This is a genomic window from Pseudomonas stagnisoli (assembly GCF_048595745.1).
Classification (GTDB): Bacteria; Pseudomonadota; Gammaproteobacteria; order Pseudomonadales; family Pseudomonadaceae; genus Aquipseudomonas; species Aquipseudomonas alcaligenes_A.
Genome location: NZ_CP184361.1, coordinates 2,626,126 through 2,646,272, shown reverse-complemented (window position 1 = coordinate 2,646,272; position 20,147 = coordinate 2,626,126). Strand labels below are relative to the sequence as shown.

The 20,147-nt window shown below is 63.2% G+C and carries 19 protein-coding genes; 4 read left to right on the top strand and 15 right to left on the bottom strand.

Going from position 1 to position 20,147, the window contains the following annotated elements; genetic code table 11:
- Positions 1 to 110: 110 nt before the first annotated feature.
- From ACOAPY_RS12705 to ACOAPY_RS12660, 10 genes are all read right to left on the bottom strand, one after another.
- A complete protein-coding gene (locus ACOAPY_RS12705) occupies positions 111 to 1,706 on the bottom strand; it encodes an isocitrate lyase (protein ID WP_076583027.1) in 1,596 nt (531 codons plus the stop codon).
- A 473-nt stretch (positions 1,707 to 2,179) separates the two neighbouring features.
- On the bottom strand, positions 2,180 to 2,989 hold the full coding sequence (locus ACOAPY_RS12700; RefSeq protein ID WP_465153492.1) for a secretin N-terminal domain-containing protein: 810 nt from the start codon (positions 2,987 to 2,989) through the stop codon (positions 2,180 to 2,182).
- Positions 2,986 to 3,618: a DUF7931 domain-containing protein gene (locus tag ACOAPY_RS12695; protein ID WP_465153491.1), complete on the bottom strand. Its 633-nt coding sequence runs from the start codon at positions 3,616 to 3,618 to the stop codon at positions 2,986 to 2,988. The genes ACOAPY_RS12700 and ACOAPY_RS12695 overlap by 4 nt, the downstream gene beginning before the upstream one ends.
- 10 nt (positions 3,619 to 3,628) lie before the next feature.
- Entirely contained in the window at positions 3,629 to 4,054 is a 426-nt protein-coding gene (locus ACOAPY_RS12690) for a GNAT family N-acetyltransferase (RefSeq protein WP_076583021.1), read from the bottom strand.
- On the bottom strand, positions 4,047 to 5,213 hold the full coding sequence (locus tag ACOAPY_RS12685) for a ribosomal protein uL16 3-hydroxylase (protein WP_465153490.1): 1,167 nt from the start codon (positions 5,211 to 5,213) through the stop codon (positions 4,047 to 4,049). Before ACOAPY_RS12685 ends, ACOAPY_RS12690 begins: the two co-directional genes overlap by 8 nt.
- Before the next feature lie 78 nt (positions 5,214 to 5,291).
- The gene (gene purB / locus ACOAPY_RS12680) at positions 5,292 to 6,662 is read right to left on the bottom strand and encodes an adenylosuccinate lyase (protein WP_465153489.1); all 1,371 of its coding nucleotides are present in this window, start codon (positions 6,660 to 6,662) and stop codon (positions 5,292 to 5,294) included.
- A gap of 77 nt (positions 6,663 to 6,739) precedes the next feature.
- A complete protein-coding gene (locus ACOAPY_RS12675; RefSeq protein WP_465153488.1) occupies positions 6,740 to 7,609 on the bottom strand; it encodes a DMT family transporter in 870 nt (289 codons plus the stop codon).
- A 1-nt stretch (position 7,610) separates the two neighbouring features.
- Positions 7,611 to 8,231, bottom strand: coding sequence for a high frequency lysogenization protein HflD (gene hflD / locus ACOAPY_RS12670; RefSeq protein ID WP_465153487.1), 621 nt, complete (start codon positions 8,229 to 8,231; stop codon positions 7,611 to 7,613).
- Positions 8,228 to 9,346, bottom strand: a complete 1,119-nt coding sequence (gene mnmA / locus ACOAPY_RS12665) for a tRNA 2-thiouridine(34) synthase MnmA (RefSeq protein ID WP_465153486.1) — start codon at positions 9,344 to 9,346, stop codon at positions 8,228 to 8,230. Before mnmA ends, hflD begins: the two co-directional genes overlap by 4 nt.
- 67 nt (positions 9,347 to 9,413) lie before the next feature.
- Positions 9,414 to 9,875: an NUDIX hydrolase gene (locus ACOAPY_RS12660; RefSeq protein WP_076583006.1), complete on the bottom strand. Its 462-nt coding sequence runs from the start codon at positions 9,873 to 9,875 to the stop codon at positions 9,414 to 9,416.
- A gap of 315 nt (positions 9,876 to 10,190) precedes the next feature.
- On the opposite strand from ACOAPY_RS12660, the gene icd reads away from it, so the two are divergent.
- Positions 10,191 to 11,447 (top strand): NADP-dependent isocitrate dehydrogenase, encoded by a 1,257-nt coding sequence (gene icd, locus ACOAPY_RS12655; protein WP_021700242.1) that lies wholly within the window; start codon positions 10,191 to 10,193, stop codon positions 11,445 to 11,447.
- A gap of 60 nt (positions 11,448 to 11,507) precedes the next feature.
- Here the strand turns inward: icd and cspD are convergent, their stop codons facing one another.
- The gene (cspD, locus tag ACOAPY_RS12650; protein ID WP_465153485.1) at positions 11,508 to 11,771 is read right to left on the bottom strand and encodes a cold shock domain-containing protein CspD; all 264 of its coding nucleotides are present in this window, start codon (positions 11,769 to 11,771) and stop codon (positions 11,508 to 11,510) included.
- A 231-nt stretch (positions 11,772 to 12,002) separates the two neighbouring features.
- On the opposite strand from cspD, the gene clpS reads away from it, so the two are divergent.
- The gene (gene clpS, locus ACOAPY_RS12645; protein WP_021700240.1) at positions 12,003 to 12,365 is read left to right on the top strand and encodes an ATP-dependent Clp protease adapter ClpS; all 363 of its coding nucleotides are present in this window, start codon (positions 12,003 to 12,005) and stop codon (positions 12,363 to 12,365) included.
- 30 nt (positions 12,366 to 12,395) lie between these two features.
- Entirely contained in the window at positions 12,396 to 14,666 is a 2,271-nt protein-coding gene (gene clpA / locus ACOAPY_RS12640) for an ATP-dependent Clp protease ATP-binding subunit ClpA (RefSeq protein WP_465153484.1), read from the top strand.
- Positions 14,667 to 14,733: 67 nt separating this feature from the next.
- Here clpA and infA read toward each other — a convergent pair whose 3' ends face one another.
- From infA to trxB, 4 genes are all read right to left on the bottom strand, one after another.
- Entirely contained in the window at positions 14,734 to 14,952 is a 219-nt protein-coding gene (infA, locus tag ACOAPY_RS12635; protein WP_002553999.1) for a translation initiation factor IF-1, read from the bottom strand.
- A gap of 133 nt (positions 14,953 to 15,085) precedes the next feature.
- On the bottom strand, positions 15,086 to 15,793 hold the full coding sequence (locus ACOAPY_RS12630) for an arginyltransferase (protein ID WP_021700238.1): 708 nt from the start codon (positions 15,791 to 15,793) through the stop codon (positions 15,086 to 15,088).
- Positions 15,794 to 15,834: 41 nt separating this feature from the next.
- A complete protein-coding gene (aat, locus tag ACOAPY_RS12625; protein WP_465153483.1) occupies positions 15,835 to 16,530 on the bottom strand; it encodes a leucyl/phenylalanyl-tRNA--protein transferase in 696 nt (231 codons plus the stop codon).
- 35 nt (positions 16,531 to 16,565) lie between these two features.
- A complete protein-coding gene (trxB, locus tag ACOAPY_RS12620) occupies positions 16,566 to 17,513 on the bottom strand; it encodes a thioredoxin-disulfide reductase (protein ID WP_465153482.1) in 948 nt (315 codons plus the stop codon).
- A gap of 212 nt (positions 17,514 to 17,725) precedes the next feature.
- Between trxB and ftsK the strand changes: the two genes are divergently transcribed.
- Positions 17,726 to 20,134, top strand: a complete 2,409-nt coding sequence (ftsK, locus tag ACOAPY_RS12615; RefSeq protein ID WP_465153481.1) for a DNA translocase FtsK — start codon at positions 17,726 to 17,728, stop codon at positions 20,132 to 20,134.
- The last annotated feature ends 13 nt before the right edge of the window (positions 20,135 to 20,147 follow it).

Below are 20,147 nucleotides of genomic sequence, written 5' to 3'. Positions count from 1 at the left end.
TTAAGGCCGGTTGCCTATCGTTATGCAAGTGCTGGAAACGAAGAAGCCCCGGCATTGCTGCCGGGGCTTCCCCTGAAAACACCTGCGGTGAACCGCAGAGCCGGTTCCTATTAGTGGAACTGGTTCATGGTGTTGTCTTTACCGCTGGCCTTCAGAGCAGCTTCGCCAGCGAAGTACTCTTTGTGGTTGTCGCCGATGTCGGAACCAGCCATGTTCTGGTGCTTGACGCAGGCGATACCCTGACGCAGTTCCTGACGCTGAACGCCTTTCACGTAGGCCAGCATGCCCTGGTCGGCGAAGTAGCCTTTGGCCAGGTTGTCGGTCGACAGAGCGGCGGTGTGGTAGGTCGGCAGGGTGATCAGGTGGTGGAAGATGCCGGCGTGAGCCGAACCGTCACGCTGGAAGGTGCGGATCTTCTCGTCAGCAACCTGAGCCAGTTCGGTCTCGTCGTACTCGACGCTCATCAGCTTGGCGCGGTCGTAGGCGGAAACGTCTTTGCCTTCGGCAACGAACGCATCGAACACTTGCTGACGGAAGTTCAGGGTCCAGTTGAAGGACGGGCTGTTGTTGTACACCAGCTTGGCGTTCGGAATGACTTCACGGATGCGGTCAACCATGCCTTTGATCTGGCCAACGTGCGGCTTCTCGGTTTCGATCCACAGCAGGTCAGCACCGTTCTGCAGCGAGGTGATGCAGTCCAGTACGCAACGGTCTTCGCCGGTGCCAGCACGGAACTGGAACAGGTTGGACGGCAGACGCTTCGGACGCAGCAGCTTGCCGCCGCGGTTGATCACGACGTCGCCGTTGCCCAGGTCGGAGGCGGCAACTTCTTCGCAATCCAGGAAGGAGTTGTACAGGTCGCCCAGGTCGCCCGGCTCTTTGGTCACGGCGATCTGCTTGGTCAGGCCAGCGCCCAGGGAGTCGGTACGAGCAACGATCACACCGTTGTCGATGCCCAGTTCCAGGAAGGCGTAGCGAACGGCAGCGATCTTGGCGAGGAAGTCGGCGTGCGGAACGGTCACTTTACCGTCTTGGTGGCCGCACTGCTTCTCGTCGGAAACCTGGTTTTCGATCTGGATGCAGCAAGCGCCTGCTTCGATCATGCGCTTGGCCAGCAGGTAGGTGGCTTCCGGGTTACCGAAACCAGCGTCGATGTCGGCGATGATCGGGACGATGTGAGTTTCGTAGTTGTCGATCTGGTTCTGGATCTCAGCGGCCTTGGCGTTGTCGCCGGCAGCGCGAGCGGCGTCCAGAGCGGTGAACAGCAGGTCCAGTTCACGGCTGTCAGCCTGGCGCAGGAAGGTGTACAGCTCTTCGATCAGGTCGGAAACTGCAGTCTTCTCGTGCATCGACTGGTCCGGCAGCGGGCCGAAGTCGGAACGCAGAGCAGCAACCATCCAGCCGGACAGGTACAGGTAGCGCTTGTTGGTGGTGCCCAGATGCTTCTTGATGGCGATCAGCTTCTGCTGACCGATGAAGCCATGCCAGCAACCCAGGGACTGGGTGTACTTGGACGAGTCGGCGTCGTACTCGGCCATGTCTTTGCGCATGATGTCAGCGGTGTACTGGGCGATTTCCAGACCGGTCTTGAAGCGGTTCTGAGCGCGCATGCGAGCGACGGACTCGGGGTTGATCGCGCTCCAGCTGCTGCCTGCGGCTTCTTTCAGAGCGGCAACGGCTTTGATGTCGTTTTGATAAGCTGACATGGTCAATCCTTCAAAGTATGAGTTTGGTTGAGCACCGACTTCCCACCCAAAACCAACGTGCAAAAAAGCTTGCAGTGTTGCGGGCGACACAGGGCGGACTTCGAGATTTTGACGGAGACGAGAGTGCAGCGGAGGCGGGGGAGGACGAAACAAGTCAGTCCGGTGAGCAGATGCTGTGGCTGCGCGGCTCGTGGATGCCGCTAGGCGATGCGGGTTCTGCTCGAATGGTCTGGCTGATAACGCTTAGGCTTCCCCGTCCCTCAGGACAACTTTCGTTCCAGTCGCAACCTCGTTAAAACGCCTTGTGGGCTGTTAAAACACGGACCGCCCGAATGGTGGTACGGGATCGATCTGGAGGCTCTGCGAAGAGCCCCTGGCTAGCGGGAGCGGCGCCATCATGCGCTTTCAAACGGGCGTTCGTCAATCGTTTTGTAGTGCTTTTTTTGTGCAACTACATGGATGAGGGCTAGACCTTAGTCGAGCGCCTCGACGCGGATGCGCAGGCTCATGTCGTTGGCGCCACGGGTGGAATGCTGGCGCAGAAAGGCCGAGTCCTGGCTGCGGTTCTCGCCGCTGACGCCGCCCAGGGGAATCCACTCGCCGAGTCGGCCGCTAACCCGAGTATTGGTGCTCTGGGTGTCGATTACGCCAGGCTGGTACTGGTTCACGCGGTCGTTGTTGCTGCTGATGCTGACGTGAACCATATCCCCGGTGATGTTGGCGGTCACGTAGAAGCCCTGGTTGACGTTGCGGTACTGCGTGTTTTGATAAACCTGGCCATAGGGTCCGACGCTGGTGGTGGTGAGCGGCACGCTCTGGCCGACCTGGATCAGCGCCGGGTAGCCCTCGGTGGCCTGCACCTGCTGTGTGCCGCCGCTGTTGCTGCTGGTGGAGCGACGGATGATGCGCACCTGATCGCGCCCCTGCACTTCGCCGCGCCCGGCGATCACCTCGACGTCGCCGGCACTGGCGCTGCCGTCGACGCGATAGCCGTCGCGGTCCTGGAAGCTGGTCTCGCTGGTGTCGACGCTGATCAATAGCCGGCGCGGCGCAGTATCCAGCTGCTGCAGGAGGTCGCGGACCTCCTGGATTTTCTCCGGCGCGGCGTTGATGACCAGTTGGTTGCCATAGGGGCTGACCTTGCCCTGGCCGTCCAGTGCCGCCTGCACCACCGGCAGCACGTCCTCGGCGGTGCGATAGTTGAGCTGGATCAGCTCGGTGGCGGCCTGCAGCGGCAGGCTCAGGCCGAGTGTCAGGGCGAGGAGGCAGTCGCGCAGGGTCATAGCAGGAAGCTCCGCAGGTCGGGGTCGGAAAGGCTGATGTCCCAGGCCTGGTCGAACTGCGCCTGGCGCTGGCGCACTCGGCCGGGATCGTTGTACAGGGCGTAGCCGGCGTATTGCTCGGGCTGCTCGCGCAGCAGCAGGCCGCGGTCGTCGGCCAGCAGGTAGGCGCTTTCGTCGCTGGGGTGCTCCGGATTAATCCTGCGGATATGCAGGTTGCTGGTGATGCGCTTGGCCAAGTTGAGCAGGCGATGCCCCTGCCTGACTGGCCGGCCGACATCGCGCACGAGAATGCGCAGGCGGTTTTTCGGGCTGGCCAGGAGAAACTGGGTACAGGCGTCCTGCACGCTGCTGTGGCTGTAGAGCCAGGCCTCCAGGTCGGGGCTGTAGAGGCTCAGACTGATGCGTGCCTGTTGCAGCAGGGCCAGGGCATGCGCCTGGGCCTGTTCCGGACGGTGGAAGCGTTGCAGCTCGGCGTGGCTGCCGAGCAGGAAAGGTGCCGGCTCGCGCGGTTCGGCGGCTAGGCTGGGCAGGTTCGGCGGATTGTGCACGGCAAAACGCCCCGGCGACTGGAAATCGATGGCCGGCAGATCCGGTTCGTTCGTGTCGTTCGGGGCGTTTTCTTCGCTCATTGCTGCCGTCCTAGTCGCTATGGCGCACCATCATGACGTGGGGAATGCCGGCCTCGAGGTACTCGTCACCTTCGATGTGGAAGCCGAGGCGCTCGTAGAAGGCTGCAGCATGAACCTGGGCGCTGAGCTTCTGTTCGCGCTGGCCACGTTGTTCAGCGGCTTCGATGGCGGCACGCATCAGCGCTTCTCCGACCTTCAGGCCGCGCCAGTCCTTGAGCACCGAGACCCGGCCGATCTGTCCGTCGGCCAGCAGGCGCGCGGTGCCGATCGGGTAGTCACCCTCGCAGGCGAGAAAATGCACCGCCTCGATATCCTCATCGTCCCATTCGAGCTCAGCGGGAACGGCCTGCTCGGCAATAAACACGGCCTCGCGGATGCGGCGCAGATCGGCATTGTCCTTCTGCCAGTGGGCGAGGCGGATGTGGATCTCACTCATCAGCAAACTCCAAACTTCCTTGCTGGACCAGTTCACGCACCAGTGTACGCCCGTCCTCGTCCGCCAACCAAGGCGCCAGGTTGTCGGCATGCAGAGCGTCGGCGGCGCAGATCAGGCGCAGCAACTCCTTGAGATGGGCTGGCAGCAGACGGCTCTGGCCGCTGGCGAACAGCACCAGGCCGACATCCACCTCGCTCCAGGCCAGGCGCGCGCTGGGGTTACGCACCAGCACGGCGCCATCTTCGAGGGCGGCGAGGAAATCCGCTTCCTCGATCTCCGGGCCGCTGACCAGTTCCGGGTAGCGCGGCTCGGTCATGAACTGGCCGAACCAGGTCAGCAGCAGGCGCTCGTCGCTCATGTGCTCGGTCAGCAGAGCCTTGAGGCGGTCGAGGGCCTCTTGCTGGATCTGGTGCGGATCACTGATCGGTGCCATGCCGGCATCGCTGTAGCGCTCCTCGTCGGGCAGGAACTGGGCGAGGAAGTCGGTGAAGTGGGTCAGTACCTCGGCAGCGCTGGGGGCGCGGAAGCCGACCGAGTAGGTCATGCAGTCGTCTTCGGCGATGCCGTAGTGGGCCAGGCGTGGCGGCAGGTAGAGCATGTCGCCGGGCTCCAGTACCCATTCGTCGGTCTGCTCGAAGTCAGCCAGGATACGCAGGTCGGCGTGCTGCAGCAGTTTGCTGTCGGCATCGCACATCTGGCCGATCTTCCAGCGGCGCTGGCCTTCGGCCTGCAGCAGGAACACGTCGTAGTTGTCGAAATGCGGGCCGACGCTGCCGCCCGGAGCGGCGAAGCTGATCATCAGGTCATCGATACGCCAGCTGGGCAGGAAGCCGAAGTCCTTCAGGACCTCGGCCACTTCCGGCACGAACTGGTCGACGGCCTGCACCAGTAGGGTCCAGTCGCGCTCCGGCAGCTGGCTGAAGGTGTCCTCGGCGAACGGGCCGCGGCGCAGTTCCCAGGGGTGGGCGCCGTGCTCCAGCACCAGGCGCGACTCGACTTCCTCTTCCAGGGCCAGTCCGGCCAGCTCGTCGGCGCTGATCGGGCTCTCGAAGCCAGGGATGGCTTGGCGCACCAGCAGGGGCTTCTGCTGCCAGTAATCACGCAGGAACTCGCGAGGAGTAAGGCCGCCCAGCAGCTGCAGAGGAGTATCAGGATTCATGGCTAAGCCCTTGAAAGAGATGAAATGGCTAAAACAAAAACGCCCGGCTCAGCCGGGCGTTGAGGAGGCTGGTGGCGCTCAGATGCGCTGGGCCTGGGCGACGGCGTTGCCGATGTAGCGCGCCGGGGTGAGCTCTTTGAGCTCCTCCTTGGCGGCCGCCGGCATGTCGAGGCCATCGATGAAAGCAAGCAGCGCCTCGGGGCTGATGCCCTTGCCGCGGGTCAGCTCCTTGAGCTTCTCGTAGGGGTTCTCGATGGCGTAGCGGCGCATCACGGTCTGGATCGGCTCGGCCAGGACTTCCCAGCAGGCGTCCAGGTCTTCGGCGATGCGCGCCTCGTTCAGCTCCAGCTTGCCGATGCCCTTGAGGCTGGCCTCGTAGGCGATGACGCTATGGGCGAAGCCGACACCGAGGTTACGCAGCACGGTGGAGTCGGTCAGGTCGCGCTGCCAGCGGGAGATCGGCAGTTTGCTGGCCAAGTGCTGGAAGATCGCGTTGGCGATGCCCAGGTTGCCTTCGGAGTTTTCGAAGTCGATCGGGTTGACCTTGTGCGGCATGGTCGAGGAGCCGATCTCGCCGGCCACAGTCTTCTGCTTGAAGTAGCCGAGGGAAATGTAGCCCCAGACGTCGCGGTCGAAGTCGATCAGTATGGTATTGAAGCGCGCGATGGCATCGAACAGCTCGGCGATGTAGTCGTGCGGCTCGATCTGCGTGGTGTAGGGGTTCCACTGCAGGCCCAGGTCGCCCTCGATGAACTGCTTGGCGTTGGCTTCCCAGTCGATCTGCGGGTACGCGGACAGGTGGGCATTGTAGTTGCCCACGGCGCCGTTGATCTTGCCCAGCAGCGGCACGGCAGCCACCTGGGCGATCTGGCGCTCCAGGCGGTAGACGACGTTGGCCAGTTCCTTGCCCAGGGTGGTCGGAGAGGCCGGCTGGCCGTGGGTGCGTGACAGCATCGGCACGCCGGCGAACTTGACGGCCAGTTCGCGGATGGCGCCGGCGATCTGCTTCATCAGCGGCAGCAGGACGGTGTCGCGGCCTTCGCGCAGCATCAGGGCGTGGGACAGGTTGTTGATGTCCTCGCTGGTGCAGGCGAAGTGGATGAATTCGCTGACCGCAGCCAGTTCCGGCAGTTTGGCGGCCTGCTCCTTGAGCAGGTACTCCACGGCCTTGACGTCGTGGTTGGTGGTGCGCTCGATCTCTTTCACGCGCTCGGCGTGCTCGATGGCGAAGTTCTCTGCCAGTTCATTGAGCAGGGCGTTGGCTTCGGCAGAGAAGGGTGCCACTTCGGCGACGCCTTCATGGGCGGCCAGACGCTGCAGCCAGCGGACCTCGACCATCACGCGGAAACGGATCAGGCCGTATTCGCTGAAGATCGGGCGCAGGGCGCTGGTTTTGCCGGCGTAGCGGCCATCAACGGGGGAAACCGCGGTGAGCGAGGAGAGCTGCATGAGGGGCGTTCTCGGACAGGTCGGTCAACGAAAAGGGCGCACATCATACATGAAGTCGCCCGTGCTGGCCCGCCCGATTAGCGGGCGGTCGGACGTCGTGCGATGGACAGCAGGCTGGAGGCAAAGATCAACGCGGCACCGATAAGCGAGCTGAGATCCGGCATCTCGCCCCAGCGCAGCCAGGCGATGACCCCGGCGAAGACGATGGCGAGGTAGGCGAAGGGGCCGATCAGTCCAGGCGGCGCCAGGCCGTAGGCCTTGGACATGACGATCTGGCTGATCGTGGCGAGCAGGCCGATCACCAGCAGCAGGCCGAGCTGGTGCGAATCCAGCGGCTGCCAGGCCCAGGTCAGCGGCACGGCGGAGATCAGTGCGCTGAACAGCGAGAAGTAGAAGACGATGCGAAAAGCCGGTTCGCTGTCGCTCATCTCGCGAATAGACACGAAGGCGAATGCGGCCAGGATGCTGGCGGCCAGGCCGACCAGCGCCTGGCTGTCGAGCAGTGCCTGGCTGGGCTTGGCCACCAGCAGCACGCCGACCAGGCCGATGGCGGTGGTGACCAGCATGCGCTTGGTCAGTGGTTCCTTGAGCAGCCACCAGGCCAGTACGGGGGTGAACACCGGCGCCGAGTAGGTGAACAGCATGGCGTCGGCCAGCGGCAGGTGGGCGATCGCGTAGAAGAAGCAGTACATCGCCGCCAGGCCGTAGCCGGTGCGCCACAGATGGGACTTGATGCGACCGGTCTTCAGCGGTGCGGCGCCCTTGAGCAGCAGCAGTGGCAGGAAGAACAGCACGCCGACCAGGTTGCGGAAGAACACCACCGACTCATTATTGACCCCGCTGGAGACCTCGCGGATGCCCACACCCATCAGCGAGAACAGCAGGGCGGAGAGCGCCAGCAGCAGGGCGCCCTGCACCGGTTTGACGCTGCGGCTGGGCAGGCTCACCTCAGCCCCGCAGCAGCGGATAGAGTTCCTTGAGCAGCTTGCCGCGGCTGAACACCAGTTGCCAGCGGTGCCCGCCGAGCTGGCGCCACAGGCGCGCGGAGCGGATGCCGGTGAGCAGCAGGGCGCGCACCTTGGCCGCGACCGCCGGCTGCTGCAGGAAGCGCATGTCGCCATGCACCTGGATACGTTGGCGGAAGGTGCTGATAGTGTCCTGATAAAGCGCACCGCAGGCGGCCACCACGTTGTCGTGGGTCAGGCCGAAGTGTTCGACCTGGTTCTGGATCTGGTCCAGGCGATTGCCGATCACCTGCAGCATGTCATCGCGCTTGGCCAACTGGCGCTCCAGGCCGAGCAGGGCAAGGGCGTAGCGCAGTGGCTCGCGCTGTAGGCTGGCCGGGTTGCGCTCCAGGGCGCCGACCAGCGCCTTGTAGCCCTCGCGCAGGTTGAGGTCGTCGCCGCCATAGACTTCCAGGGTGTTCTTCGGGTCGCGCACCAGCAGACTGCCGAGCAGGCAGCCGAGCTGGGCGTCGCTGATCTGGCCGGTGCGGGCCAGCTTGTCCACCAGGCTGGCGGCCTGGAATACGGCGGAGAGGGCCAGCAGTTGTTCCTGAGTCGGGCTCATGCGCGCGGCGCTCCTTCGGCACAGGGCTCGGCGACTTCGATCACGCCGCCGCCGAGGCAGACTTCACCGTCGTAGAACACCACGGACTGGCCTGGGGTGATGGCGCGCTGCGGTTCGTCGAACAGGGCGCGATAGCCGTGCTCGGTCTTTTCCAGCGTGCAGGCCTGATCAGCCTGGCGGTAGCGCACCTTGGCGGTCAGGCGGCGCGGGCTGGACAGGTCGACAGGGTTGACCCAGTAGATGTCCGAAGCGAGCAGGGCGCGGGAAAACAGCCAGGGGTGATCGTTGCCCTGGCCGATGATCAATACGTTGCGCGCGAGGTCCTTGTGCAGCACATACCAGGGCTCGTCACCGGCGTTCTTCATGCCGCCGATGCCCAGGCCCTGGCGCTGGCCGATGGTGTGGTACATCAGGCCGACATGGCGGCCGATCACCTGGCCCTCGGTGGTCTCGATATCGCCTGGCTGTGCCGGCAGGTACTGTTTGAGGAAGTCGCTGAAGCGACGTTCGCCGATGAAGCAGATGCCGGTGGAGTCCTTCTTTTTGGCGGTGGCCAGGTCATACTTCTCGGCGATGGCGCGTACCTGCGGTTTCTCCAGTTCACCGACCGGGAATAGCGTCTTGGCGATCTGCTCGCCGCCAACAGCGTGCAGGAAGTAGCTCTGGTCCTTGTTCGGGTCGAGGCCCTTGAGCAGCTCGCTGCGGCCGGCGACATCGCGGCGACGCACGTAGTGGCCGGTGGCGATCAGGTCAGCCCCGAGGCTCAGGGCGTAGTCCAGGAACGCTTTGAATTTGATTTCGCGGTTGCACAGGATGTCCGGGTTCGGCGTGCGTCCGGCCTTGTATTCGGCCAGGAAGTGCTCGAACACGTTGTCCCAGTATTCCGCGGCGAAATTGGCGGTGTGCAGCTTGATGCCGATGCGATCGCACACGGCCTGAGCGTCCGCCAGATCGGTCATGGCGGTGCAGTATTCGGTGCCGTCGTCCTCTTCCCAGTTCTTCATGAACAGGCCTTCGACCTGGTACCCCTGTTCGAGCAGGAGGAGGGCGGAGACGGAGGAGTCGACGCCGCCGGACATGCCGACGATCACTCGGGTATTGGCTGGTTCGCGCATGGAAGTTCGAAGAGGGCTGACTGCAGAAAGGCGACGATTCTATCAGGAGCGCGCGGCGCGCGGCGAATCACGCCGGGCCGCAATCGGCCTGATCGCGGATCAGGCTCAGGGCGTGGCGTTCGCCGGCCAGATAGTCGTCGATGCAGCGCAGCACCAGTTCACTGCGCCAACGTTCGGGCTGGGCCGCCAGTTCGTCGCGGGTCAGCCAGCGCGGGCCGATGATGCCCTCGTCCAGTGGCGAGTCCGGCAGGTGGCGCAGCGGCTTGGCGGCGAAGCACACACGCTGGTAGGTCACGCCATTGCTGGGGGCGGTATACAGGTAGATGCCGGTGACGGCGGTCAGCTCAACTTCCCAGCCGGTCTCCTCCAGCGTCTCGCGCAGAGCGGCGGCGATGAGACTTTCGTCGGCTTCCAGATGGCCGGCAGGCTGGTTTAATACCGCCTGGCCGCCGGCCAGCTCCTCGACCAGGAGGAAACGGCCCTGGTCCTCGACCACGGTGGCGACGGTGACGTGTGGGGTGAAACGCATTGCAATGAACCTCCGCGAGTCTGCGGCAACTATTGGTCGAGGCTTGGATCGAAGCAATCTGGAGCCAAGCTGCTAGGATTGAAATCGCCCCAAGAGGGCTTTTTGTAGCGTTGATGTAGTTTGACTACATGTTTGGCGCGAAACCAGTATTCAAGCAGTCTAGGCTGTCGCTGGGCTGTCAGTAAATGGCGAAAAGTGCGTGACTTTCTGTAGAAAAACTACAAGAATGCAGCACCTTTCCGAGACCCAGAAGTATCGTTCGCCGCATTACCCGTGCGGTGGATTGTCAGACCACGAAAACAAACGGAGTCCAGCATGGGATACCAGAAGATCCAGGTGCCTGCGAACGGCGAAAAGATCACCGTCAACGCCGACATGACCTTGAATGTACCGAACAACCCGATCATCCCGTTCATCGAGGGTGATGGCATCGGTGTCGATATCAGCCCGGTGATGATCAAGGTCGTCGACGCTGCCGTTGAAAAAGCCTATGCCGGCCAGCGCAAGATCGCCTGGATGGAAGTCTACGCCGGCGAGAAAGCCACCCAGGTCTATGACCAGGACACCTGGCTGCCGAAAGAAACCCTGGAAGCCGTGCGCGACTACGTCGTGTCGATCAAGGGTCCGCTGACCACTCCGGTCGGTGGCGGTATCCGCTCGCTGAACGTGGCCCTGCGCCAGGAGCTGGACCTGTATGTCTGCCAGCGTCCGGTGCGTTGGTTCGAAGGCGTGCCGAGCCCGGTGAAGAAGCCGGGTGATGTCGACATGTGCATCTTCCGCGAGAACTCGGAAGACATCTACGCCGGTGTCGAGTGGAAAGCCGGCAGCCCCGAGGCCGAGAAGGTCATCAAGTTCCTCACCGAGGAAATGGGCGTCAAGAAGATCCGCTTCACCGAAAACTGCGGTATCGGCATCAAGCCGGTTTCCCTCGAAGGTACCAAGCGCCTGGTGCGCAAGGCCCTGCAGTACGCCGTGGACAACGATCGTAGCTCCGTGACCATCGTCCACAAAGGCAACATCATGAAGTTCACCGAAGGTGCCTTCAAGGAGTGGGGCTACGAGGTGGCGCGTGACGAGTTCGGCGCCGAGCTTCTGGATGGCGGCCCGTGGATGCAGTTCAAGAACCCGAACACCGGCAAGACCATCGTGGTGAAAGACGCCATCGCTGACGCCATGCTCCAGCAGATCCTGCTGCGCCCGGCCGAGTACGACGTGATCGCCACCCTGAACCTGAACGGTGACTACCTGTCCGACGCCCTGGCGGCCGAAGTGGGTGGTATCGGTATCGCTCCGGGTGCCAACCTGTCCGACACCGTGGCCATGTTCGAAGCCACCCACGGTACCGCGCCGAAGTATGCCGGTCTGGACAAGGTCAACCCGGGTTCGGTCATTCTCTCTGCCGAGATGATGCTGCGCCACATGGGCTGGACCGAAGCCGCCGACCTGATCATCAAGGGCACCAACGGCGCCATCGCCGCCAAGACCGTGACCTATGACTTCGAGCGTCTGATGGACGGTGCCAAGCTGCTGTCCTGCTCGCAGTTCGGTGATGCCATCATCACCCACATGTAAGCAGTAGGCGCCAAACAAAAAGGCCGGTCATCTGACCGGCCTTTTTCATTTCTGCTCTTTTCAGGCTTCTACTGGAGTGCTTTGCGGCGCGCTGACGTGCGCCGGGGTGTCACTGGTTGCCAGAATCGCGCTGATATTCACGGCGTGCAGGCCTTTGGGGCCTTGCAGAATATCGAACTTGACCGCTTGGCCGGCCTTGAGAGTCTTGTAGCCGTCCATCTGGATAGCCGAGTAGTGGGCGAACAGGTCCTCATCTCGGCCATCTGCCACGATGAAGCCGTAGCCCTTGGCGTTGTTGAACCACTTGACCTTACCGCTAAGCATGCTGACATCCCTCTGCAAAGGACTCCATCACTGGAGTATCATCCACTTCAGCTCCACGTCCGACTTCAGCCCTGAAGGGCGCTAGCCGCGGAACCCCGATACCCGAGTAGGGTATTCACTGTTTGTAACACCGTTTCGCCTTTAGTCAAGGCACCAGGTCGGGCGGCTGAGAAGCCTGTCATAATCCGCCTGGCATCTACCTCCGACCGCTTACGACACCATCAGTTCAGCATGCATTCACCCAGCCAGATTCGACTAACATTCAATCAGGATCGTCCGGACGAGCACGAGGATGATTCCTCCGGCTTGGCCGTGCAGGAGGCGAAGCCGGCGTTGCAGGCGCCGCCCATGTATAAGGTGCTGATGTTCAACGATGATTACACTCCGATGGATTTCGTGGTCGAAGTGTTGGAAGTGTTCTTCGGCATGAATCGGGAAGTGGCCACCAAGGTCATGCTCACGGTGCATACGGAAGGCAAGGCAATCTGCGGGGTCTTTACCCGCGATATCGCAGAGACCAAAGCGATGCAGGTCAATCAGTACGCTCGGGAGAGCCAGCATCCGCTACTCTGTGAGATAGAGAAGGACGGCTGACGCCGTCCCGCTTGGGCAAGAGGTGAAGCTATGTTGAATCGAGAGCTGGAAGTCACCCTCAATCTGGCCTTCAAGGAGGCACGTGCCAAGCGCCATGAGTTCATGACGGTCGAGCATCTGCTTCTGGCTTTGCTGGATAACGAGGCTGCAGCGACTGTACTGCGCGCCTGTGGCGCCAACCTGGATAAGCTCCGGCATGATCTGCAGGAGTTCATCGACTCCACCACGCCGCTGATCCCGCAGCATGACGAGGATCGCGAGACCCAGCCGACCCTGGGCTTCCAGCGCGTTCTACAGCGCGCCGTATTCCATGTGCAGAGCTCCGGCAAGCGTGAGGTGACGGGCGCCAACGTGCTGGTCGCCATCTTCAGTGAGCAGGAGAGCCAGGCCGTGTTTCTGCTCAAGCAGCAGAGCGTGGCCCGCATCGACGTGGTCAACTATATTGCCCACGGCATCTCCAAGGTGCCGGGTCATTCCGATCAGCACGAAAGCGAGCAGGAGATGCAGGACGAAGAGGGCGGAGAGTCCTCGGCTTCCGGCAATCCGCTGGATGCCTACGCCAGCAACCTCAACGAGCTGTCGCGCCAGGGGCGCATCGATCCGCTGGTCGGTCGCGAGCATGAGGTCGAGCGCGTTGCGCAGATTCTCGCCCGTCGGCGCAAGAACAACCCGCTGCTGGTCGGCGAGGCCGGTGTCGGCAAGACTGCCATCGCCGAAGGCCTGGCCAAGCGCATCGTCGACGGCCAGGTGCCGGACCTGCTGTCCGAGAGCGTGGTCTATTCGCTCGATCTCGGTGCGCTGCTGGCCGGTACTAAGTACCGTGGCGACTTCGAGAAGCGTTTCAAGGCGTTGCTCAACGAGTTGCGCAAGCGTCCGCACGCGATCCTGTTCATCGATGAGATCCACACCATCATCGGTGCCGGCGCGGCCTCGGGTGGGGTCATGGATGCGTCCAATCTGCTCAAACCGTTGCTGTCCTCTGGCGAAATTCGCTGCATCGGCTCCACTACTTTCCAGGAATTTCGCGGCATTTTCGAGAAGGATCGTGCCCTGGCGCGGCGCTTCCAGAAGGTCGATGTCAGTGAGCCGTCCGTCGAGGACACCGTGGGCATCCTCAAGGGGCTCAAGGCGCGCTTCGAGCAGCACCACCACATCGAGTACAGCGACGAGGCGCTGCGTGCGGCGGCTGAGCTGGCGGCACGCTACATCAATGATCGTCACATGCCGGACAAGGCCATCGACGTGATCGACGAGGCGGGCGCCTACCAGCGTCTGCAGCCGGAGGAAAAGCGCGCCAAGCGCATCGAGGTGGCTCAGGTCGAGGACATCGTCGCGAAGATCGCGCGTATTCCGCCGAAGCATGTCAGCAGCTCGGACAAGGAGTTGCTGCGCAACCTGGAGCGCGACCTCAAGCTCACCGTGTTCGGTCAGGATGCGGCGATCGACTCGTTGTCCACCGCCATCAAGCTGTCCCGTGCCGGCCTCAAGGCGCCGGACAAGCCGGTCGGCTCCTTCCTCTTCGCCGGCCCGACCGGTGTCGGCAAGACCGAGGCCGCCCGACAGCTGGCCAAGGCCATGGGTATCGAACTGGTGCGCTTCGACATGTCCGAGTACATGGAGCGGCATACCGTATCGCGATTGATCGGTGCGCCGCCCGGTTACGTCGGTTTCGATCAGGGTGGCCTGCTGACCGAGGCCATCACCAAGCAGCCGCACTGCGTGCTGCTGCTGGATGAGATCGAGAAGGCTCACCCGGAAGTGTTCAATCTGCTGTTGCAGGTGATGGACCACGGCACCTTGACCGACAACAACGGGCGCAAGGCGGACTTCCGCAACGTGATTCTGATCATGACCACCAACGCCGGGGCTGAAACCGCGGCGCGCGCATCGATCGGCTTCACCCAGCAGGACCATTCGTCCGACGCCATGGAAGTGATCAAGAAGAGCTTCACGCCGGAGTTCCGCAACCGCCTGGATACCATCATCCAGTTCGGTCGCCTGAGCCACGAAACCATCAAGAGCATCGTCGACAAGTTCCTCACCGAACTGCAGGCGCAGCTGGAGGACAAGCGAGTGCAGCTGGATGTCACGGATGCGGCGCGCGGCTGGCTGGCCGAGCGTGGCTACGACGTGCAGATGGGGGCGCGGCCGATGGCGCGGCTGATCCAGGACAAGATCAAGCGGCCGTTGGCCGAGGAGATCCTGTTCGGCGAGCTGGCCGAGCATGGCGGGGTGGTGCATATCGACCTGGAGGGCGGCGAGCTGCACTTCGAGTTTGAAACGGCGGCAGAGCCGGCCTGACGGCGGGCTCTGGAAACGCAAACGCCCGGCAATGCCGGGCGTTTTTGCATTCGGGATCGCGGGGCGATCAGCGGGCGCGGTAGGTGATGCGGCCCTTGCTCAGATCGTACGGCGTCAGTTCGACGCGGACCTTGTCGCCAGTCAGAATGCGGATGTAGTTCTTGCGCATCTTGCCGGAGATGTGCGCGGTAACGACGTGCCCGTTTTCCAACTCCACACGGAACATGGTGTTGGGCAGGGTGTCGACGACAGTACCTTCCATTTCGAAGCTGTCTTCTTTCGACATGCAGTAAAGCCCTCGGTATCCAAAGATAGGCCTGGCGCATCGGTGCCCAGGCAAAAGCGGCGTGCATTGTGCCCGAAAAGGGGGATGGCCGCCAAGTGGCTGGAGGGTCAGGCTGTGGTTGCGGGTGTTGTGCTCAGGTCAGAACGACCCAGCGCTGGTTGACGAACAGTTCGATGGGGCGGTACTGCGTCTTGTAGCTCATCTTCCGACAATTCTTGATCCAGTAACCGAGATAGACCGCTTGCAAGCCCAGACGCGCAGTCTCGCCAATCTGCCAGAGAATGGCAAAGCGGCCCAGACTGCGACGCTCCAGGGCGGGGTCATAGAAGGTGTAGACCGCGGAGATGCCGTTGGGCAGCAGGTCGGTGACCGCCACGGCGACCAGGGTACCGGCCAGGCGGAACTCGTAGAAGCGGGCGAACGGCAGGTCGCGGACCAGGAAGGTGCTGAACTGGTCGCGGCTGGGCGGGTACATGTCGCCGTCGGCATGGCGCTGTTCGATGTAGCGCACGTAGAGGGCGTAGTACTCCTCGTTGAATGCTGGCCGCACGGCGCGCACCTGGATATCGGCGTTGCGCTTGAGGATGCGTCGCTGCTGGCGGTTGGGTATGAACTGGTCGGCAGGGATGCGCGCCGGCACGCAGGCGGTGCAGCGCTGGCAGTGTGGTCGGTAGAGATGGTCGCCGCTGCGGCGGAAGCCCATCTCCGACAGTTCGGCATAGACCTGCACATCCATCGGCTGGCTGGGATCGAGGAACAGGGTGGTCGCCTGCTCTTCGGGCAGATAGCTGCATGGATGTGGCTGAGTGGCGTAGAACTTGAGGCGAGCCAGCTCGGTCATGGTCAACCCTCGGGGAACCCCTGGCACAAGTGTATGCCAGCCTATTGGCGGCTACCACAGGCCTGCCAGTCGGCTGTGCTGGGCCGGTCCAGATGCTGCTGCAGGTAGTGGGCGAATTCCGCGCGCGCAATGGGTCGGGCGCCGAAGCTGTGCAGGTGCCGGGTTGGCATCTGGCAGTCGATCAAGACGAAGCTCCATTCGCGCAGTTTGCTGACCAGCGTCGCGAAGCCGATTTTGGAGGCGTTGTCGGCGCGGCTGAACATGGACTCGCCGAAAAATAGCTGGCCCATGGCCAGGCCGTAGAGGCCGCCGACCAGTTGCTCGCCATCCCAGACTTCCACCGAGTGAGCCAGGCCGCGTCGGTGCAGTTCCAGGTAGGCGACTCGCATCGAGTCGGTGATCCAGGTGCCGTCGGCATAGTCGCGCGGGCCGGCGCAGCCCTCGATAACGGCGGCGAAGTCCTGGTCGAAGGTGACGCGGTAGCGTTGCTGGCGCAGCAGTTTGGCCAGGCTGCGCGACAGGTGGAATTCTTCGGGGAACAGTACGGTGCGCGGATCGGGTGACCACCAGAGCAGCGGCTGCCCCTCGCTGAACCAGGGGAAGCAGCCATGCCGATAGGCGGCGATCAGGCGTTCAGCGGAGAGATCGCCGCCGGCAGCCAGCAGGCCATTGGGTTCGCGCAATGCGCGTTCTAGCGCTGGAAAATCCAGCGAGTCGCGCCGCAGCCAGGTCAGCATGGGGAGGGTAGGGCGGGCAGATGCCCGCCCAAGGCTCAGACGTCGAGGTACTTCTCGGCATCCAGCGCGGCCATGCAGCCGGCGCCTGCCGAGGTGATGGCCTGACGGTAGACGTGGTCGGCCACGTCGCCGGCGGCAAACACGCCTTCGATGCTGGTGGCAGTGGCATTGCCCTCGCCGCCGCCCTGGACCACCAGGTAGCCGTCGCGCATTTCCAGCTGGCCTTTGAACAGGTCGGTGTTGGGCTTGTGGCCGATGGCGATGAACACGCCGGCCAGCTGCAGCTCCTGGGTGCTGCCGTCGATGCTGCTCTTCAGGCGTACGCCGGTGACGCCGGTGTTATCGCCCAGTACCTCGTCGAGGGTCTGGTTCCAGTGCAGGCGCACGTTGCCATTGGCGGCCTTGTCGAACAGCTTGTCCTGCAGGATCTTCTCCGAGCGCAGCTTGTCGCGGCGGTGGATCAGGTGCACTTCCTTGGCGATATTGGACAGGTACAGGGCTTCCTCGACGGCGGTGTTGCCGCCGCCGACTACGCAGACCACCTGGTTGCGGTAGAAGAAACCGTCACAGGTGGCGCAGGCGGATACGCCCTTGCCGGCGAAGGCTTCTTCGGACTGCAAGCCGAGGTACTGGGCACTGGCGCCGGTGGCGATGATCAGCGCGTCGCAGGTGTAGGTGCCGCTGTCGCCCTTGAGGGTGAAGGGCTTGCTCTGCAACTCGGCGGTGTGGATATGGTCGTAGACGATCTCGGTGTCGAAGCGTTCGGCATGCTCCTGCATGCGCTGCATCAGCGCCGGGCCGGTCAGGCCGTGGACGTCACCCGGCCAGTTGTCGACTTCGGTGGTGGTGGTGAGCTGGCCGCCGGGCTGGATGCCGGTGATGACGACAGGCTTGAGGTTGGCGCGGGCGGCGTAGACGGCGGCGGTGTAGCCGGCCGGGCCGGAGCCCAGGATGATCAGGCGTGAATGCTTGACTTCGCTCATAAAAAGACCCCATAAGCCTTTGTCACGAAAGAGAATGCATGCTCCAATTGAGCCGCACGTAAGGGATAGCCGGGTATGCTACACCGAAGCGGGATGGGCCGGCAAAACGGCTCGGCAGCCTGGCACGACACCTGTAAATTTGTACAATGGTCGCCTGATTTGCGTGTTCCACCGATCGTCAGTCGCGCCCCGCGCGCAGGAATGACAGCGTTTTGAAGAATTCCAGCACAGCAGCCCAGGCCTCGGCCTGGCGTCAGCAATTGCATTATCGCCTCAAGGAAGGTGCATTGATTGCGCTCGGCGCGCTCTGCCTGATCCTGTGGATGGCGCTGCTGACCTACAACCAGAACGACCCGGGCTGGAGCCATACCAGCAGCGCCCAGCAGGTGCAGAATGCGGCCGGCCGCGCTGGCGCCTGGTGTGCGGATGTGCTGTTCATGGCCCTGGGCTACTTCGCCTACGTGTTCCCGCTGCTGCTCGGGGTGAAAACCTGGCAGGTGTTCCGCAACCGCCACCAGCCCTGGCAGTGGAGTGGCTGGCTGTTTTCCTGGCGCCTGATCGGCCTGGTATTCCTGGTTCTGGCTGGTTCCGGCCTGGCCTTTATCCACTTCCATTCCGCCGCCGGCATGCCGGCCTCCGCCGGTGGTGCGCTGGGCGAAAGCCTGGGCCAGCTGGCGATCAATGCGCTCAACGTGCAGGGCAGCACGCTGCTGTTCCTGGCGCTGTTCCTGTTTGGCCTGACCGTGTTCACCGACCTGTCCTGGTTCAAGGTCATGGACCTGACCGGCAAGATCACCCTCGACCTGATCGAGCTGATCAACAGCCTGATCACCCGCTGGTGGGAGTCGCGCCTGCAGCGCAAGCAGCTGGTGGCACAGCTGCGCGAGGTCGATGAGCGCGTCGCCGAGGTGGCTGCACCGGTGGTGCCGGATCGTCGCGAGCAGGCCAAGGTCAAGGAGCGCCTGATCGAGCGCGAGGAAACCCTGGCCAAACACATGGTCGAGCGCGAGACCCGCGTCGCCCCGGTGATCGCGCCGCCACCGCCGCCCAAAGCTGCCGAGCCGAGCAAGCGCGTGCTCAAGGAGAAGCAGGTTCAGCTGTTCGAGGATGCTGCCCTGGCCGGCACGCTGCCGCCGATCTCCATCCTCGACGTGGTCGAGAAGAAGCAGAAGAGCTTCTCGCCCGAGTCGCTGGAAGCCATGTCGCGACTGCTGGAGATCAAGCTCAAGGAGTTCGGTGTCGAGGTGGTGGTAGAGTCCGTGCACCCGGGCCCGGTGATCACCCGCTTCGAGATCCAGCCCGGCATCGGCGTCAAGGTCAGCCGCATCTCCAACCTGGCCAAGGACCTGGCGCGTTCGCTGGCGGTGATCAGCGTGCGCGTGGTCGAGGTGATCCCGGGCAAGACCACCGTCGGCATCGAAATTCCCAACGAGGACCGCCAGATCGTGCGCTTCTCCGAGGTGCTGTCCTCGCCCGAGTACGACGACGCCAAGTCGCCGGTGACCCTGGCCCTGGGCCACGATATCGGCGGCAAGCCGGTGATCACCGACCTGGCCAAGATGCCGCACCTACTGGTGGCCGGTACCACCGGCTCCGGTAAGTCGGTGGGCGTCAACGCCATGATCCTGTCGATCCTGTTCAAGTCCGGCCCGGAAGACGCGCGGATGATCATGATCGACCCGAAGATGCTCGAACTGTCGATCTATGAAGGCATCCCGCACCTGCTGTGCCCAGTAGTGACCGACATGAAGGAAGCCGCCAACGCCCTGCGCTGGTCGGTGGCCGAGATGGAGCGCCGCTACAAGCTGATGGCCGCCATGGGCGTGCGTAACCTGGCCGGCTTCAACCGCAAGGTGAAGGACGCCGAGGAAGCTGGCACGCCGCTGTCCGACCCGCTGTACAAGCGCCAGTCGATGGAAGACGAGGCGCCGTTGCTGAAGACCCTGCCGACCATCGTGGTGGTCGTCGACGAATTCGCCGACATGATGATGATCGTCGGCAAGAAGGTCGAAGAACTGATCGCCCGTATCGCGCAGAAGGCGCGGGCCGCTGGTATCCACCTGATCCTCGCTACCCAGCGCCCGTCGGTGGACGTGATCACTGGCCTGATCAAGGCCAATATCCCGACCCGCATGGCGTTTCAGGTATCGAGCAAGATCGACTCGCGCACCATTCTCGACCAGGGTGGCGCCGAACAGCTGCTGGGCCACGGTGACATGCTCTACCTGCCGCCGGGCACCGGCCTGCCGATTCGCGTGCATGGCGCCTTCGTCTCCGACGACGAGGTACACCGCGTGGTCGAGGCCTGGAAGCAGCGTGGCGCTCCGGACTACATCGAAGACATCCTGGCCGGCGTGGAAGAGGCCGGTAGTGGTTTCGAAGGTGGCGGTAGCGGTGGCGAAGGCGGCGAGGGCAGCGAGGAAGACCCGCTGTACGACGAGGCCGTCAACTTCGTTCTGGAAAGCCGCCGCGCCTCGATTTCCGCCGTGCAGCGCAAGCTGAAGATCGGCTACAACCGCGCCGCGCGCATGATCGAGGCCATGGAAATGGCCGGGGTCGTGACCCCGATGAACACCAACGGCTCGCGCGAGGTCATAGCGCCGGGGCCGTCCCGCGACTGACTTGAGAGGATTT

What these genes read in the sequence shown, in the direction of transcription:
- ACOAPY_RS12705 (WP_076583027.1), bottom strand. Translation starts at nt 1,706, where the DNA reads ATGTCAGCTTATCAAAACGACATCAAAGCCGTTGCCGCTCTGAAAGAA.
- ACOAPY_RS12700 (WP_465153492.1), bottom strand. Translation starts at nt 2,989, where the DNA reads ATGACCCTGCGCGACTGCCTCCTCGCCCTGACACTCGGCCTGAGCCTG.
- ACOAPY_RS12695 (WP_465153491.1), bottom strand. Translation starts at nt 3,618, where the DNA reads ATGAGCGAAGAAAACGCCCCGAACGACACGAACGAACCGGATCTGCCG.
- ACOAPY_RS12690 (WP_076583021.1), bottom strand. Translation starts at nt 4,054, where the DNA reads ATGAGTGAGATCCACATCCGCCTCGCCCACTGGCAGAAGGACAATGCC.
- ACOAPY_RS12685 (WP_465153490.1), bottom strand. Translation starts at nt 5,213, where the DNA reads ATGAATCCTGATACTCCTCTGCAGCTGCTGGGCGGCCTTACTCCTCGC.
- purB (WP_465153489.1), bottom strand. Translation starts at nt 6,662, where the DNA reads ATGCAGCTCTCCTCGCTCACCGCGGTTTCCCCCGTTGATGGCCGCTAC.
- hflD (WP_465153487.1), bottom strand. Translation starts at nt 8,231, where the DNA reads ATGAGCCCGACTCAGGAACAACTGCTGGCCCTCTCCGCCGTATTCCAG.
- mnmA (WP_465153486.1), bottom strand. Translation starts at nt 9,346, where the DNA reads ATGCGCGAACCAGCCAATACCCGAGTGATCGTCGGCATGTCCGGCGGC.
- ACOAPY_RS12660 (WP_076583006.1), bottom strand. Translation starts at nt 9,875, where the DNA reads ATGCGTTTCACCCCACACGTCACCGTCGCCACCGTGGTCGAGGACCAG.
- icd (WP_021700242.1), top strand. Translation starts at nt 10,191, where the DNA reads ATGGGATACCAGAAGATCCAGGTGCCTGCGAACGGCGAAAAGATCACC.
- cspD (WP_465153485.1), bottom strand. Translation starts at nt 11,771, where the DNA reads ATGCTTAGCGGTAAGGTCAAGTGGTTCAACAACGCCAAGGGCTACGGC.
- clpS (WP_021700240.1), top strand. Translation starts at nt 12,003, where the DNA reads ATGCATTCACCCAGCCAGATTCGACTAACATTCAATCAGGATCGTCCG.
- clpA (WP_465153484.1), top strand. Translation starts at nt 12,396, where the DNA reads ATGTTGAATCGAGAGCTGGAAGTCACCCTCAATCTGGCCTTCAAGGAG.
- infA (WP_002553999.1), bottom strand. Translation starts at nt 14,952, where the DNA reads ATGTCGAAAGAAGACAGCTTCGAAATGGAAGGTACTGTCGTCGACACC.
- ACOAPY_RS12630 (WP_021700238.1), bottom strand. Translation starts at nt 15,793, where the DNA reads ATGACCGAGCTGGCTCGCCTCAAGTTCTACGCCACTCAGCCACATCCA.
- aat (WP_465153483.1), bottom strand. Translation starts at nt 16,530, where the DNA reads ATGCTGACCTGGCTGCGGCGCGACTCGCTGGATTTTCCAGCGCTAGAA.
- trxB (WP_465153482.1), bottom strand. Translation starts at nt 17,513, where the DNA reads ATGAGCGAAGTCAAGCATTCACGCCTGATCATCCTGGGCTCCGGCCCG.